Source organism: Nocardia sp. NPDC051570, from assembly GCF_044454005.1.
GTDB lineage: Bacteria > Actinomycetota > Actinomycetes > Mycobacteriales > Mycobacteriaceae > Nocardia.
The window spans coordinates 15,536-31,008 of record NZ_JBITDI010000016.1 but is presented as its reverse complement, the minus strand read 5'-3'; the positions used below and the strand labels follow the sequence as shown (position 1 = coordinate 31,008).

Below are 15,473 nucleotides of genomic sequence, written 5' to 3'. Positions count from 1 at the left end.
TCAGCCCACGGCCGATTCGGCCGCCGCATGGGCCGACAGTACGAACTGCAGATCCCCGCGCCGGGCCACCGACAGCTTCCGATACACCCGCGTCAGATGCTGTTCCACCGTGCTGGTCGTGATGGCCAGCGATTCGGCGATATCGCGGTTGCGCTTGCCCAGTGCGGCCAACTCCGCGACGCGGCGTTCGGCCGGGCTGAGCGTCTCCACGCTGCCCGCGGTCACCCGCACCCGCGGCGTCGGAACGGTGGGCGCCGGATTGCGATCACCGCGCAGCCGCCGCACCAGCGCCCCCGAACCACAGGATTCGGCCAGCCGCACCGCCTCACGCAGCAGCGGTCGCGCCTTGTCGGCGTCCCCGATGGTGCGATGTGCGCGGCCCAATTCGGTCAGGGCCGTGGCCAATTCGTGATCGTCGCCACCGGCACGAGCCACCGCCACCGCCCGCCGGAGCAGCAGCACCCGGCGGTGCGCGTCGCCGGTCGAGGCCAACAGCCGCAGCGATACCGACCCGGTGCGATGACGGTCGGCGCCGCCGATCAGCTCCAGGTGCATGGTGGCCAGCGCCTGTGCCCGCCGCCGATCTCCGAGTTCGAGATAGGCCGCGGCCAGATCGTTGCGCCACGGGACCAGCCAGGCGAAGTCCAGATGCCATTGGCGCATGAGGTTTCCGCACTGCCGGAACTGGCGCAGCGCCTCCTCGGGCCGTCCGGCCGCCAGACAGTGATGACCCCAGGCGTGCAGATACGGTAGGGCGAAACGGGATTCGAACATCGCCCGCGGTACCGGACGCCCCAGCTGCGCCGCGGCCTCGGTATGCCGGCCCTGTGCGGTCAGGGCCCGCACCAGTACCGCGATCGGCCGCCCCACCCAGACACCGAGGTGTTCGGCGGGCACGAGATTCAATGCGAGCGTGGCATTGTCGATCGCGCCGGTGAGATTCCCCTTGCGTAACAGGGTTTCCGCACGCAGCGCCGCGAATACCGAACGCCAGGTGGGCGCCCGGCGAGCCTGTGCCTCGGCGAGCAATGAGGCGCACCAGGCATCGGCGGTATCGAGCCGATCGCCGTGAATCAGACAGTCTACCGCCGCGACCAGGGCCTCCACGGTGGTGACTGCCAGTCGGTGACCGGCCAGAATGCGTTGTGCCAGACCGGCGATCTCCGCCGGCGGATGCTGCACCGACAGCGCGGCCAGCAGATCCGCGGACTGGCGATGCGGCGAGCGGCGATCGAAGGCCGCGCGCCCGCCCTCGCCGAGGCGGGTCGCGAACAGCCGTCGATGTCGATCCACATGCGTGGGATGGGTGTAGCGCAGCCACGCGCACAGGAAGTCCACGGCCGGGTCGACGATGCGGTGCGGGCCGCGGTCCAGCCGCGCCAGCGCCTGATCGGCGTGCTGGGTATGTCCGTGCCACAACATATGCAGAACGGCCGTGGGCAGTTCGGTATCCGGCACCCGGCCCGTATACAGCGCGGCCTTGAGGCGAGCGAAGTTACGGGTTCGGGTGGACGGATTGACGCGGCGTTCGACCGAGACCAGCCGGGTGGCGATCGCGGCGCGGCCGCTGGCCCGCCGGCTGGCGCGGTAGGCCAGCTCCAAACGCTGTGCGGCGCCGTCGATATCGTCGTGGATCAGCGCCTCGTCGGCGGCCTCGACGAGCACCTGGGCGGCCCAGGTGCTGCGTGCGTCACCCGCGGCGACCAGCTGTGCGGCCACCGCGGCGGCGGGAAAGTCGTTGCGGTACAGGACTTCCGCCGCGCGAGTGTGCCAATCGGCACGCTCGTCGGTGGACAGCTCGCGCAGCAGGTGCGCGCCCACCGACGGCGGATGCAGTCGATGCCCCTCTACCACGCCCATAGCGGTCAATTCGTCTACCACACCGCGGATTGCCTCCGGATCGGCGTCCAGTAGCGCCGCGACGAAATCGGCATCGGAGGCGGCGCCGAGCACCGCCATCGCCTGAGCGACCCGATGCCGCACCCGATCCGCGGCCAATGCCGTGGTCAGGCCGTCGCCTTCCGGCCGTGGCAGCCGCGTGGGGTGAGGTTCGTGTGGACCTATGACGACCGCTGCCCGGCCTCGGTCCCGAGCGACCGACCGTTGCATGCTCGTTGTCCCTTCGTCGATCTTGATGTACCCCGACTGAAGGGGTGCGCCTCGACTGAGACGCGTTCTAGCGGAAGCGGCAACGTTGCAGCTGTGTGTGTCGCGGGACACACGGGGATTCAGCCGGTGCACAACGGTTTTCGCGGGCCGCCTAGGTGCATCCCACCACCGCAGACGACGGCCTGTCGCGTGAATTATGCTACATGTCAAGTTGTTTCGCGCACAGATTGACATCAATGCCGACCGGCGCGAATGGGCATGGGCGATATGCGATGCAGGCCGCCGCGTCGCCGTCCACTGCCAGGAACAACACCGGCCGGGTGTCATCGATCAGCCCCGCGGCCTGTGCGGCCAGATAGGCGTGCACCGGTGCGGCGGTGTACGGATCGCCCAGATTCGGATCGACGCCGACGATCGCGTCCGCGGGCGCCGCGAGGCGCTCGGCCAACCGGGCCGCGAAATCCGTTGTGGGAGCGGGTGCGAGCAGGATCGCGCCGCTGCGGGCGAGTTCGAGATGTTCGTCGTCGAGGCAACGGGTGACCGCCTCGGCCGCCGCCCGCAGCGGATCACCGGCGGGCCGCACCGACAACGCGCGCCGCCCCGAGGTCCCGGCCGCGGCCAGATCCACCCAGGCCGTGGCCTGCCCGGGTCCGGTGAAGATCTGCTGGATCTCCCCGAAACCTCCTGCGCCGGAAGCGGTTCGCAGCAACATCGCCGCACCGGTGGCGGTGTAGGGGAAACCGTCGACGGTGCGTTCGGTGGACGGATGGGTATCGCCGGACAGGACCAGGGCGTATTCGATATCGCCGAGTTCGAGGAAGCATTGCGCGGCCATCAGCGCGTGCACCAGGCCGGTGCCGCCGTTCATCAGGTCGAAGGAGAAGGCGGGCACCCGGCCGGTCCGATACTCCAGGCCGACCTCCAGCCGCTTCTGCACCAGCGCGGCTACCGCCGGTTCGGAGATGTTGTGGTCGCGGAACACCCCGGCGTTGAGCACCAGGCCGATGCGCTGCGGCTCCAGCTCGGCACGGGTCAGGCAGTCGCGTCCGGCGCGGGCGGCCAGCTCGAAGTAGCTGCCGGTGTCGGCGTCGGCGCAGACGGCGGCGGAAATGATTGCGGCAGACATGTTTTCACGCCTCCAATCGGGAAATGGTCGCGGCCAGGTGTCCCGAGACGACACCGGAGGCCTCGGGCACGAGCAACACCTTCGAGCCCTTCGGAATCGCCTGTCGCGCAAGATGTTCGTGCAAGACCAAGAAGTGTGATGTGGATGCGGTGTTGCCGTATTCCTCTAATACGTTGAGCGCCTGCGGCATCGGCGTATCGAAGTGCCGCTCGGTGAGCCCGCTGATGTATTCGATCGCCGGACCCGAGAACTGATGATGCACCCAGTAATCGAATTTCTCACTCTCCCAGTCGAGTCCGCGCTCGGTGAGGAAATCGGCCATGCGGCCGATGCCCTGCAGATAACGGGATTCGCTGGCGAGCGCGCGATTGTCGGTGTACATCGCGATGCCGGTGGTCTTCTCGCTCGGCATGCCCAGGCAGTGTTCGGCCCCGGCCGCGGTCGTCATCAGCTCGACGTAGTGGATCTCGTCATCGTCGTCGCCGCGGTCGTCGACGACCACCGCCACCGCCGCATCGCCCACGGTCAGCGCCGCGAACTGCGGATCGTAGGGCTGGCTGATCTCGCGCGTGGCGGTCTCGGCGATGGGGGTGATCTGTTCGCCGCTGACCACCAGTCCGTTGCGCACCACACCCGCTTTGATCATGCGGTCCAGCAGTAGTACCCCGGTGATCATGCCCGCGCAGGCGTTGGAGACGTCGAAGTGCTGTGCCCGCCCGGCGCCGATCGCCTCGCGCAGCATGGACCCGAACGCCGGTGCGTAACAGAAGAAGTCGGGTCCGCGAAAGCGCGTGATGGAGGCGGAGATCACCACGTCGAGCTCGTCGGCCCGGTAGTCGGAATGACGCAGGCAGTCGTCGATGGCGGCCAGGGCCAGCTCGAACGACGACTCGTAGTTGTGCGGATCGCGCGAATGCACATGGCGGTTCCGGATGCCGGTGATGCGTTCCAGGTCCAGCGACCTGGGCACGGACAGTGCGGCGATCACCTCGTCGGTCGAACGGACGCTGCTCGGTGTATACGCGCCGATCGATTCGAAACGTGTACGCATAGCCCCCTACTCTCTGGATGAATTACCCGAGTTCGGACGAAATGTGTTACGGAGAAAAGGTATCGAATGAAATTGCAGATACCTTTGGTGCAGCAGCCCCGATGCGGCTGGGACATTACCAGCACGTAGGCCTCTGGAAATGGGGCCGAAGCGACGGCCCAATCGAACGGCGACCTCGAAAAGGCAAGGTGGGACGTCATTTTGGAGGAAAGGTTCCGGCATATTCCGATAGGGGGTGATAGGGGCTATATCGAAACGTTTTTCGGTACCGAGTGACACAGATAATCCGGCCCTGCCGGAAATGGCCGGCATGTGCGAGCATGTCGGACCCGCCTGGCATAGTTCGATCACGATGGAACCCCTCGACGACGGCGCGACGCCGCTACCGACTTCGCTTCTGACCGTGCTGCTTTCGTGGCGCTCGGCCCACGCGCTGGACGCGCACGCCCTGCTGCTGGGCGCGCACGGGCGGGTGCGGTCGCGCGAGGACGCGGTGTACTTCAACGCGCCGAGGCATCGATCGCAGGCGGTGACGCTGGATCAGCGGCCCGAGCCGCGCACCGCACGCCTGTCGGTCTCGCTGCCGCGCACCGAATCCGAGGTGGATTGTGTGCTGCTCGCCGGATCGATCCGCGCGGACGCCCTGGCCGCGCTCGTGCGCCCGACGCTCACGGTCTTCGACGCCGAGGGCCCGGTGGCGCGCTGCGATATCGCGGCCGCGCCGGGCGCCCATGCCCAGGTGTTCGCGCGCCTGTTCCGCTCCGAGGGGCGCTGGTGGTTTCGGCCCGAGGCCGACGGATACGCCGGGGTCGCGGAGCTGTTCACGGCCTACGGCGTGCGCGGAGTATCGCTGGGCCGCACCGAGATCGCGCCCCCGCTCGACGAAACACCGCCGCCGCCACCGGATCCGGAGCTGCCGGACTGGCATGCCGATCCCGACGACGACGCGATGCTGCGCTGGTGGGACGGCGCGGCGTGGACCGAGGCCACCACCCCACCGATACCGCAGGATTCGCGCCTGTGCGTGCGCTGCGGCCGCAGGCGCGGCTGGCGGATGCTCGGCGCGCCGACGCCGTGCCGCGACTGCGCCGCGGAGATCGAGCGCTATCTCGAGGGCTGGCGGGCCCGAGCCTGGCGGGTGCTGACCTCCGACGGGCCGCGCGGATCCGGATGGGATGAGCTGTGGACCGCGCTGCGCTATCGGCGCATCGCCGCCGACACCGGGCGCGCCGCCCTGCGCGGGCCGGGGCTGGCGTATGCCGAGCGGCTGGCCGCCTTCCTGGTCGCCGACGGCGAGGTCGACGCCGACGAGCTCGACGATTTCGAGACGACGATCGCCGCGCTCGCGCTGACCGGCCCGCAGGTGGAGGATCTGCGCCGCCGGATGCGCCGCGGCCGCGCGCTGTCACGGCTGCGGGCGGGCGAACTGCCGATCGTGCGCGCGCCGGGTCTGCATCTGGATCCGGAAGAGGCCGTACACCTGGACATTCCGGCGGTCCGCATCCGGCAGCTGGCGCGCGGGCCGCGGCCGACCGAGGGCCGGCTGATCTGCTCGACCCGCAAACTGCGCTTCCTCGGTCCCGAGGCGGGTATCGAGCTGCCCTGGTCGCGCATCGTCTCGGTGACCGCCGCCGACGGCGTGGTCGAGATCGCGGCGACCTCCGCACGCGGCGGCGCCACCTTCGAGGTCGACGATCCGGAGCTGGTCGCCGCGGCGGTGGAAGGGGCCCTGCGCGTGGCCAAACGGCTCACCCTGGCCCCAGGCCGCCGCGACCGGCGCTCGATCCCACCGGAACTCAAGGCCCAGGTGTGGCAGCGCGACGGCGGACACTGCGTCGACTGCGGCGCCACCCACTATCTGGAGTTCGACCACATCATCCCGCACAGCCGGGGCGGCGCGACGAGCGCGGCCAATCTGCAGATCCTGTGTCGAGCATGTAATCGCGCCAAGGGGGCGCGAATCTGACAGGTACGACCGGTCATTCGGTTCCGGCCGGCACGGCACTGTGTCGTTCGGTGCCCGACACGCGCCCCGTCGCGCGCGCCGGTCGTCTACGACCCGAATTGACCCCGATTCGACCCTGAAACCTCCCATCTCGGACACGATGCGGAGATTTCCGGCACGGCCGTCAGGGCACGCCCAGCAGATCGAGCACCACGCTCTGCAGCACCGCGAGCACATCGGTGGTCTGCTGGGCCCCGGTGCCGTGGGTGTGGGCCGCGACGGTGAAACCGAGCCCGATCGATGCCGAGGCGACCTCGGGCGGCCCGAAATCCGACCAGCCCCATTTACTTCCGAGCACGCCGGGCAGTTTGGCGGTGCCCCAGTCCTGGGTCGTGCCGTCGGCCGCGATCTCGTCGGCCGCGGCCATCCAGGTCAGCAGCCGGGAATTGCGATCGCGGCGCATCTTGACGGCGAGGAAATCGGCGAGATCGGCCGTACAGGTCATCGCCGAGCCCCAATCGCTGCCGCCGACGGTGTTGGCGAGGTGATATTCGGCGGCCACGGCCTCGATCGCCCGCGGATACTTGGCCGAGAGTCGGTTCGCGGCCGCGTCATCGGAGGTGCGGATCATGCGCTCACCCAGTTGTAGATCCTCGGCCGACCCGTCCCCGTGCCGCAGTGCGTAGTCGGCGATATACAGCTTCACCATCGATAAGCCGTTGCGCCGCTCGTTCTCGTTGGCCGTGCCCCACGCGATATTCGGTATCAACCACCGGAACGAGATGGCCGTCCGCGCGGGCACCACCGCTGGATCCGGCAGATTCCCCCCGGATCCCGGCCCGGCCGCGAGCAGCACGCCACTGGCCAGCACCCCGGTCACCAGCGCCCGACAGTTCATGCCTCGCCTCCGCGGTCGGTCCCGCCCTCCGGACAACTATCGCCTCTCGCGGCCGCCGAATCGCCGGATCCTCGCCGGGCACCTCGGGCGGGGCCGATCGCGTGCGGCGGTGGTGTGGAAGTCGTTGGGCGCTGGCCGATTCGGCGCACTCGATCCCGCGTGCGCGTGACACGCGGTGTCCGGCCGTGGATTCGGACCGGTCGCGTCAGCGCGTCCGGGCCGTCGCGGCGGTGCGGTCGCGGGCGGCCTCCGTGACGGCGCGCGCCGAGGCCGCGGCCTTGAGGACCATCTCGGCGTACTCCTGTTCGGCGTCGGAGTCGAGCACCACCGCCCCGCCCGCGCCGACCCGCCAGCGGCCGTCGTGGCGGACGGCCGTGCGGATGACGATATTGAGGTCGGCGGTGCCGCCGAGGCCGAGGAAACCGAGTGTGCCCGAATAGACTCCGCGCGCCTCGGTCTCCAGGGCGTCGATGATCTCGAGGGTGCGCAGCTTCGGGGCGCCGGTCATCGAGCCGCCCGGGAAGCATGCGCGCAGGCATTCGACGGCGTCGATCTCCGGGCGCAGCCGGCCCCGGACCGTGGTCACCAGCTGATGCATGGTCGTATAGGTCTCGGCCGTCATCAGCTGCGGTACATGCACGCTGCCCAGTTCGCACACCCGGCCCAGATCGTTGCGCAGCAGATCGACGATCATGAGGTTCTCGGCGCGGGTCTTGGGATCGAGTTCCAATGCGCGGCGCAGATTGTCGTCGGCGTCGGGGTTGCCACCGCGCGGCGCGGTGCCCTTGATCGGGCGGCTCTCCACCGTGCGGGTGCGGTCCACCTTCAGGAACCGCTCGGGTGAGGAGCAGGCGATCTCGAGGTCGGCGAAGCGCAGGAAGGCCGCATAGGGCGCCGGATTGCACCGGCGCAGCACGCGATAGGTGTCCAGGCCGGGGCAGTCGGCGTCGAGATAGGTGTTGTCGGTGAGGTTCACCTCATAGGTTTCCCCCGCGCGCAACTGCTCGTGGATCTCGGCGATATCGGCGAGATAGCGATCGCGCCCGCGGGTCAGGCCCGCGGCCACGACCCGTTCGTCGGCGGGCAGCGTCAGCGCGGCGGGTTCGTCCCGATCCGGCGCGGCCGCGACGATCGCGCGCGTGGCGGACAGCCAATCACGGGCCGCGGCAAGAGTATTCGCATCGGCGAGGGCGATCAGATGGGTGCGTCCGGCCAGATGATCGACGACCACCAGGCGATCGGCGAACACCCACTGCGCATCCGGCATGGGCGAGCGATATCGCGCGGCGCCGCCGCAGTCCGCCTTGACCTCGTAGCCCAGATATCCCACGTAGCCGCCGACGAAATCGAAGGGCACATCCGGGAATTCGATGCGGCGACGACGCAGCTGGGCCGAGAGATACTCCAGGATCGTGCCCGGCACGCTCCGGCCGCGCGATCCGGAGTCCACGCGCACGAATCCGTCGCCCACGCGATACCGCACCACCTCCGCCAGCGGCCCGGACGCGTCACCCAGATACGAGAACCGGTCCAGCCCGGGCTCGACATGGGTGCTGTCGAGCCAGAACGCGGTCGCCGAATCCTCGTACAGCGCACCGAATACCGCCTCGGTGTCCACGGCCCGCCCGATCACCTCATGCAGCACCGTCAGCTCGACGGGGGAGTCCGATTGCGCCGCAGGGGGATTCGTGGGCGCCGGGGCGGGACCCCGGGCCGGGGTGGGGCGATGCCCGGCCGCCTCCCTGGTGAGTCGCGCGAAGTTCGCCAGCAGCATGGCCCCGAATTCGCTGGATACCGATTCGGGATGGAACTGCACACCCCACTGCGGGCGATGACGATGGCGCACACCCATGATCACCCCGTCGGGGGCGGTCGCGGTGATCTCCAGCGCATCCGGCAGCGGCTGGGCCGCGCACAGCGAGTGATAGCGAACCGCGATGAAATCCCTTGGCACACCGGCGAACAGGCCGTGTCCGTCGTGGGTGATCCGATCCGGATAGCCGTGCCGCGCCGCCGGTGCGGGCACCACCGCGCCGCCGGCCGCCAGCACGATGCCCTGATGGCCCAGGCAGACCCCGAGCAGCGGCAGCTCGCCGTATTCGATCAACTGCCGGGAGATGCCGAAATCGCGGGCGATATCCGGACGGCCCGGGCCGGGGGAGACGACGATGTTGTCGAAGCGGTCCAGCTCCAGCTCGGCGAGATCGCCGACCTCGTCGTTGCGCACCACCACCGGCTCGATCCCGTTGACCTCGCCGATCAGATGGAACAGGTTGTAGGTGAACGAATCGTAGTTGTCCACCAGCAACGTGCGCAGCGGACCGGATCCCTCGGCGGCCCCTGCTCGCCAACGGGGCCGGGTCGTGCTCATCTGGACACCGTAGCGGGTGCGGGCGAACCCGCCGCACACCACATTGAGGGCACATGCCCGCAGTTGTGACGCGATCGTGGTGCACAATGTGGGACATGTCTGTGGTGCAACCGGCCGCGGTGTCGCGGGATGTGGTGGATTTCGCGATCGTCGGCGCATGGATGGACGAGCAGGGCCTGCCCGCAGGCGAGTTCGAGGAGGTGACCACGCTCGGCGGCGGCACCCAGAACATCATGGTGCGCTTCACCCGCGGCGGCCGCGACTATGTGCTGCGGCGCGGCCCGAAACATCTGCGCGCCAAGAGCAACGAGGTGATCCGCCGCGAGGCCCGCCTGCTCGCCGCGCTGGACGGGACCGGCGTGCGCGCGCCCGGGGTGATCGCCGCCTGCCCCGACGAGTCGGTGCTCGGCGCGGTGTTCTATCTGATGGAACCGGTCCACGGCTTCAATCCGGCCAACGAACTGCCCGAACTGCATGCGGGTGATCCCGAGATCCGGCGGCGGATGGGCCTGTCGGCGGTCGAGGCCATCGCGCGCCTCGGTGCGGTCGACTACCGGGCGCTGGGCCTGTCCGATTACGGCAAGCCCGACGGCTTCCTGGAGCGGCAGGTGCCGCGCTGGCTGGCCGAACTCGACTCCTACGGCGCGAACGAGGGCTATCCCGGTCCCGAGATCCCCGGGGTGGATCGGGTCGGCGACTGGCTCGAACGCCATCGCCCCGTGCGGTGGACACCTGGAATTCTGCACGGCGACTGCCATCTGGCGAACATGATGTTCGCCTACGACGGCCCGCAGGTGGCGGCCATGGTCGACTGGGAGATGTCGACCATCGGCGATCCGCTGCTGGATCTGGGCTGGCAGATCGCCACCCGGCCGGAACCGGGCAGCACCGGCGCCGCGCTGATCGGCAAGCTCGGCGCGGTGGGCGGACTGCCCACGGCACAGGAGATGACGGCCCACTACGGACGCTTCTCCGAGCGTGATCTGAGCAATGTCGCGTGGTACACCGTGCTGGCCTGTTTCAAGCTCGGCATCGTGCTCGAGGGCACCCACGCCCGCGCCTTCGCGGGGAAGGCGCCCAAGCAGGTCGGCGACTTCCTGCATGCGATCACCCTGGAGCTGTTCGAGCGGGCGCACCGGCTGATCGAGTGACCGCATCTCGGCGAGGATTGGCCTGTTTCTTTATGGGCCGATCGCGAGCGGGCCGCTCGGCGCAGCAACGGCTCGCTGTTCACCGTCGACTCGATGGCCCACTATTTCCTGCACGACCTGGTCCATCACCTGCACGACATTCAGGCCTGAGCGCAGCGCACCATGGCCCGGTGCAGGTTTCGGGCCCGCGCGTCGTCGAGGATCGCCACGCCGAGGCGGTTCGGGGTGTAGCCGAAGCCCAGTCCCGTACCGGGATCGGCGAATCCGACCGAGCCGCCCAGTCCGGTGGTGCCGTAGGCGCGCCGGTCGGAGCCGAATTGAAAGCTGCCGCGCGACTTTCGGAAGCCCAGATGATATCGGCTGCGGGTCAGCAGGATCAGATCCTCGGCGGGCACATCGTCGGCGGTCTCGGCGGTCGCCAGCAGATCCAGGACGCGCTCGTCGATAGGCAGCGCGCCCGTCTGCGCGGCCGCGGCGCCGTACACCTGGGCCAGCGCGCGGGCGGTGCCGACTCCGCCCGTACCGGGATGTTCGACCCCGAGGTATTCGCGCCGGGTCGCTCGCGCGGCCGCGCCGAGGCGGGGGCTGTTCAGCGCCCGATAGGTCGATCCGCGTCGGGCGTACATCTGAACGCCGATGCGCAGCGGCACATCTCGCTCGTAGCGCAGGATGTCCAGTCCGGTGGTGGCCGACAGGGTGGCGATCCGGTCCAGCGACTCGCTCTCGGGCAGTCCGATGAAGAAGTCCAGTCCGAGCGGCGTCGCGAACTCCTCGGCGAACATCCGGCCGAGCGTGCGATGCGACGGATCCACCCGGCGGATGAGCTCGCCCTGATACAGGCCCACGGTGATGGGGTGATAGCCGTGCCGAGTTCCCGGACGCCACAACGGTTTCTGCGCCGCCAGGATCTCCGCGAGCGCGTCCAGATCGCCGAAATCCCGTAGCCGCACCACGCGATCCAGCTCCGGCAGCCCGGCCTGATGATCGATCAGCTGCCGCACGGTGATCGATTCCTTACCGCGCGAACCGAATTCGGGCCAGTACCGCGCGACCGGCGCCTCGTAGTCCAATAGCCCGCGCGAGACGGCGTGCGCGAGCACGAAGGCGGCGATCCCCTTCGTGGAGGAGAACACCGGCGCCATGGTGTCGCGCTCCCAGGCCAGGGTGCGCGCGCGATCGCGGTGTCCGGCCCACAGATCCACCACCGGGCGATCCCCGGCATAGACAGCCACCGCCGCGCCGATCTCGCCGTGGCGGTCGAAGTTGCGGCGGAACGCGTCGGCGACCGGGCCGAAGCCGGTGTCCACCTCGCCGTGGATCGTGGGGAGCGCAGTCATAACGGTCTCGATGGTAGCGGCCGGGCGCGGGGTCGTAGGCTCGTGACCGTGCGAGCATTGGAGCAGATTCGGGAGTGGCCGGTTCGGCATGCCGCGGCGGGTGTGGTGACCCCGCGGGGAGTGGCCGGGACCGAGGGGGACGCCGAACGGGTGTTCGCGCTCGCCTCGGTGACGAAACCCCTTGCGGCCTACGCGGTTCTGGTCGCGGTCGAGGAGGGCGCGATTGAACTCGACCAGCCGGCCGGTCCGCCCGGTTCCACGGTGCGGCATCTACTCGCGCACACCTCGGGACTGGCCTTCGACACCACCGTGATCATGGCCGAGCCCGGCGCGCGCCGGATCTACTCCAGCGCGGGCTTCGAGGTGCTCACGCGCTATGTCTCCGAGCAGACCGGCATCGCCTTCGAGGACTATCTGCAGGAGGCCGTATTCGAGCCGCTCGGTATGAAATCCTCGGTTCTGAACGGTTCGGCCGGACATGCCGCACGATCCTCGCTGACCGATATGCTGCAATTCGCGCAGGAGTTGCTGCACCCCACACTGCTGTCCGAGCAGACGCTGTCCGATGCCACCTCGGTGCAATTCCCGGGGACCAACGGCGTGCTGCCGGGGTACGGCTCGCAGCGCCCCAACGATTGGGGTCTGGGGTTCGAGATCCGTGATCACAAGACTCCCCATTGGACCGGCGCGGCGAACTCACCGCGCAGCTACGGCCATTTCGGCCAGTCCGGCACGTTCCTGTGGGTGGATCCCGAGATCGAGGTGGCCTGTGTGGCGCTGAGCGACGAGAACTTCGGCGATTGGGCGCGCGCGGTGTGGCCACCGCTCAGCGATGCGGTCATCGCCGAGATCACTCCGTCATACAACACGGTCGAAAAGTAACACCCGTAACTCGGGACACTCCAGTAAGCTCGGGCCACGCCAGCTCGACGGGTCGTTGGGGAAGACGGCACACGTCGAGTCCGGAGGTGTACTTGTGCGCGCATCGAATCAGTTCGCGGACGCGACCTGTGGTGTCGTGTACATTCATTCGTCGCCAGCGGCGCTATGCCCGCATATCGAGTGGACGCTGTCCTCGACGTTGAAATCCCCCGCCTCCCTGCGCTGGACATCGCAGCCGGCGGCCTCGGGACAGCTGCGCGCGATCACCGACTGGGTCGGCCCGGTCGGCACCGGCGCCCGGATTGCCAACGCGTTGCGGGCCTGGCCGGTATTGCGTTTCGAGGTCACCGAGGATCCCAGCGAGGGCGTCGACGGCGAGCGTTTCAGTTTCGTTCCCGCCCTGGGCCTGTGGTGCGGCGCGACGAGTGCGAACGGCGATGTGACGGTGGGCGAGATGCGCCTGCGCGCGATCGTCCGCGCCGCCCGCGAACGCGGCCGCCAGACCGCGGCCGAGATCGCCGCCGAGATCGATTACGCGCTGGGAACCGCCTGGGACGACGAACTCGAGCCGTACCGCAGCGATGGCGAGGGCGCCGAGGTCACTTGGCTACGCCGCGATGTGGGTTAGTCGGGGTTCGAATTCCGCTGGGTCCGACCGGCTTCGGTGAGTCGCGGAAGTGCCACCCGGAGCTCCCCGAATCACCGGGCCAGCCGTTGTTGACGTGTCCTGCGCCACGGATGGTACATCATGCATCTGTCCGATTTCTTGCATTCGCCCGATGTCGGAGGTCGATGGGCGAATCATCCGCAGAGTGCCCATCAGCTACGGAGGTTGAATTGAGATTCGCCAGATTCGCAGCGACGACGGCTCTATTGACGTCCACGGTCACCGTGTTCACCGGCGGTGCCGTGCACGCCGATTCGGCCGATCCGAATGCCCAGGAAATCGCTGCGTCCGACTACCAGGTGACCGGGGAGTTGCAGGCGGCCAGCGGCTTCCGGCCGGGTATCGATGGCTTCCAATTCCAGAACTACACCAATAACCCGTCGAGCTACTTCGACCGGCCGGTGACCAACCTGACCCTGAGCTCCATGTACCGCCTGTTCGGGGACGGGATATGCAGCTATGTCGCCAATGGGGAGTGCTTCCCCAAGCCGCAGGTCAACAGGTGGATGGAGAACTGGAACGACAGCATGAATGGCGGGCATTGCTACGGCATGGCGGGTGCCAGCCTGCTGTTGTGGGCAGGACGGGAGAACGTGAGAGACTATCGCGCACTGGGGCAATTCTTCCTGAACAAGACCGCGGATATACGGTTCTCCCGTAATGCCCCCGTGCAGGAGCTGATCGCCCGACAGTTCATCGGACAGTATCTGGGCCCGGTCAAGCAGGCGATGATCAAGGGCGCCCCGAACGAGATCGTCGACAAACTCGTGCAGTCGCTGAAGCAGAATGCAGATGCTCAGAATTCGCAGAGTCCGAATCTGTCCGAGTCCTACACCCTCGGCTTCTACAAGCGTGACATGAGCGGTGGCCACGAGGTGACCCCGATCGGCGTCGAGAAGATGCCCGACAACACGCGGCGCATCCTGATCTACGACAACAACTTTCCCCGCCAGGTCCGCTACATCACGGTCGACGCGGCGAACAACTGGAAGTACACGACAGCGGCCAATCCGAACGATGCGGCCAGTGATTACGATGGCGACGCGGGAACGCGGACACTGGAACTGTCTCCTGTCGGCCCGGCTCAAGGAAAACAGGTCTTCTCCCACATCGCGCACAGCGCCCATGGGACCACCGGCAACGCTCCAGGTAAGACGGTCGACATCTCTCTCGAGGGTGACCCGGTCAACCATGGGCACCTGCTGATCACCGACGAAAAGGGTGGACAGATCGGTTTCGTCAACGGCCAGCGAATCAAGCCCACCATCGAGGGTGCGGAATACATCGATATTCGCGCCGATGACTCGAAGGAGCGCATCGAACCCAAGTACCAACTGCCCGCGGGTGGCCGTTACACCATCGTCGCCGACGGTACCGGGATCGAGGGGTCGGATACGACCGCTGTGAGTGTCATCGGCGACGCGTACGAGGTCTGGGTGGGCAATGTCAACCTCACCTCGTCCTCGAAATCGACGATCGAGATTCCGGGTGACGGCCTGAAGGTGGCCTACAAGTCCACCGATGCCCAGACCCCGGATATCGAGATCGGCGCGAGTTACGAGAATGCCGACTACACCGTCACCGCGAAGCGGGCGGCCGTCGGCGATGGCGGCGAGATCAGTGTCGCGCTTCCGTCGGACCACGATGCCCTCATCGTCGACGCGAGCAAATCGGGCGTGGCGGAGGAGCTGGGCCTCGAGATCCAGCGCGCCGACACCCAGAAGAAGGAGACGCGGGAGTTCAGCAAGGAAGGCATCGACGTGAAGTCCGGCGGCTCCGCGAAGTTGGACTACGACAAGTGGGACGAGGGCGGAAACCAGATCGAGCTCACCGTCGATGGCAACACGACCGAACTGGAAGCGAAGTAGGACCGGATACACCGCACTACCGAAAAGGGCGGGCGGCCCGAAGGCCGCCCGCCCTTGTGGCACAACCG

At 68.1% G+C, this 15,473-nt stretch carries 11 protein-coding genes; 5 read left to right on the top strand and 6 right to left on the bottom strand.

The genetic code is table 11. The annotated features are described in order from the left end of the window. From ACIA76_RS32460 to ACIA76_RS32450, 3 genes are all read right to left on the bottom strand, one after another. Positions 1 to 2,109, bottom strand: coding sequence for a tetratricopeptide repeat protein (locus ACIA76_RS32460; RefSeq protein WP_397157283.1), 2,109 nt, complete (start codon positions 2,107 to 2,109; stop codon positions 1 to 3). 199 nt (positions 2,110 to 2,308) lie between these two features. Further along, complete coding sequence (locus tag ACIA76_RS32455) at positions 2,309 to 3,235, bottom strand: hypothetical protein (RefSeq protein WP_397157281.1); 927 nt, start codon at positions 3,233 to 3,235, stop codon at positions 2,309 to 2,311. A 4-nt stretch (positions 3,236 to 3,239) separates the two neighbouring features. After that, the gene (locus ACIA76_RS32450) at positions 3,240 to 4,286 is read right to left on the bottom strand and encodes a 3-oxoacyl-ACP synthase III family protein (RefSeq protein WP_397157279.1); all 1,047 of its coding nucleotides are present in this window, start codon (positions 4,284 to 4,286) and stop codon (positions 3,240 to 3,242) included. A 352-nt stretch (positions 4,287 to 4,638) separates the two neighbouring features. Here ACIA76_RS32450 and ACIA76_RS32445 point away from each other — a divergent pair, with 352 nt between their 5' ends. Next, a complete protein-coding gene (locus ACIA76_RS32445) occupies positions 4,639 to 6,252 on the top strand; it encodes a TerD family protein (RefSeq protein WP_397157277.1) in 1,614 nt (537 codons plus the stop codon). Between the two features lie 163 nt (positions 6,253 to 6,415). On the opposite strand, the gene ACIA76_RS32440 is transcribed toward ACIA76_RS32445, so the two are convergent. Further along, positions 6,416 to 7,129 carry a hypothetical protein gene (locus ACIA76_RS32440; RefSeq protein ID WP_397157275.1) on the bottom strand — a complete coding sequence of 238 codons (714 nt, stop codon included), beginning with the start codon at positions 7,127 to 7,129 and terminating at the stop codon, positions 6,416 to 6,418. 205 nt (positions 7,130 to 7,334) lie between these two features. Further along, positions 7,335 to 9,500 (bottom strand): aminodeoxychorismate synthase component I, encoded by a 2,166-nt coding sequence (gene pabB, locus ACIA76_RS32435; protein WP_397157273.1) that lies wholly within the window; start codon positions 9,498 to 9,500, stop codon positions 7,335 to 7,337. A gap of 101 nt (positions 9,501 to 9,601) precedes the next feature. Between pabB and ACIA76_RS32430 the strand changes: the two genes are divergently transcribed. Next, a complete protein-coding gene (locus ACIA76_RS32430) occupies positions 9,602 to 10,651 on the top strand; it encodes a phosphotransferase family protein (RefSeq protein WP_397157554.1) in 1,050 nt (349 codons plus the stop codon). A 140-nt stretch (positions 10,652 to 10,791) separates the two neighbouring features. On the opposite strand, the gene ACIA76_RS32425 is transcribed toward ACIA76_RS32430, so the two are convergent. Then, the gene (locus ACIA76_RS32425) at positions 10,792 to 11,988 is read right to left on the bottom strand and encodes a serine hydrolase domain-containing protein (RefSeq protein ID WP_397157271.1); all 1,197 of its coding nucleotides are present in this window, start codon (positions 11,986 to 11,988) and stop codon (positions 10,792 to 10,794) included. 48 nt (positions 11,989 to 12,036) lie between these two features. Between ACIA76_RS32425 and ACIA76_RS32420 the strand changes: the two genes are divergently transcribed. The 3 genes from ACIA76_RS32420 (at position 12,037) to ACIA76_RS32410 (ending at position 15,405) form a co-directional block, all read left to right on the top strand. Continuing rightward, on the top strand, positions 12,037 to 12,870 hold the full coding sequence (locus ACIA76_RS32420) for a serine hydrolase domain-containing protein (RefSeq protein ID WP_397157269.1): 834 nt from the start codon (positions 12,037 to 12,039) through the stop codon (positions 12,868 to 12,870). A 94-nt stretch (positions 12,871 to 12,964) separates the two neighbouring features. Beyond that, the gene (locus tag ACIA76_RS32415) at positions 12,965 to 13,498 is read left to right on the top strand and encodes a DUF3145 domain-containing protein (RefSeq protein ID WP_397157267.1); all 534 of its coding nucleotides are present in this window, start codon (positions 12,965 to 12,967) and stop codon (positions 13,496 to 13,498) included. Then, the gene (locus tag ACIA76_RS32410; protein WP_397157265.1) at positions 13,474 to 15,405 is read left to right on the top strand and encodes a hypothetical protein; all 1,932 of its coding nucleotides are present in this window, start codon (positions 13,474 to 13,476) and stop codon (positions 15,403 to 15,405) included. Before ACIA76_RS32415 ends, ACIA76_RS32410 begins: the two co-directional genes overlap by 25 nt. Positions 15,406 to 15,473: the final 68 nt, after the last annotated feature.

Bases quoted from the DNA above. Each gene is read 5' to 3' on its own strand.
- ACIA76_RS32455 (WP_397157281.1), bottom strand. From the start codon at position 3,235: ATGTCTGCCGCAATCATTTCCGCCGCCGTCTGCGCCGACGCCGACACC.
- ACIA76_RS32440 (WP_397157275.1), bottom strand. From the start codon at position 7,129: ATGAACTGTCGGGCGCTGGTGACCGGGGTGCTGGCCAGTGGCGTGCTG.
- ACIA76_RS32425 (WP_397157271.1), bottom strand. From the start codon at position 11,988: ATGACTGCGCTCCCCACGATCCACGGCGAGGTGGACACCGGCTTCGGC.
- ACIA76_RS32445 (WP_397157277.1), top strand. From the start codon at position 4,639: ATGGAACCCCTCGACGACGGCGCGACGCCGCTACCGACTTCGCTTCTG.
- ACIA76_RS32460 (WP_397157283.1), bottom strand. From the start codon at position 2,109: ATGCAACGGTCGGTCGCTCGGGACCGAGGCCGGGCAGCGGTCGTCATA.
- ACIA76_RS32450 (WP_397157279.1), bottom strand. From the start codon at position 4,286: ATGCGTACACGTTTCGAATCGATCGGCGCGTATACACCGAGCAGCGTC.
- pabB (WP_397157273.1), bottom strand. From the start codon at position 9,500: ATGAGCACGACCCGGCCCCGTTGGCGAGCAGGGGCCGCCGAGGGATCC.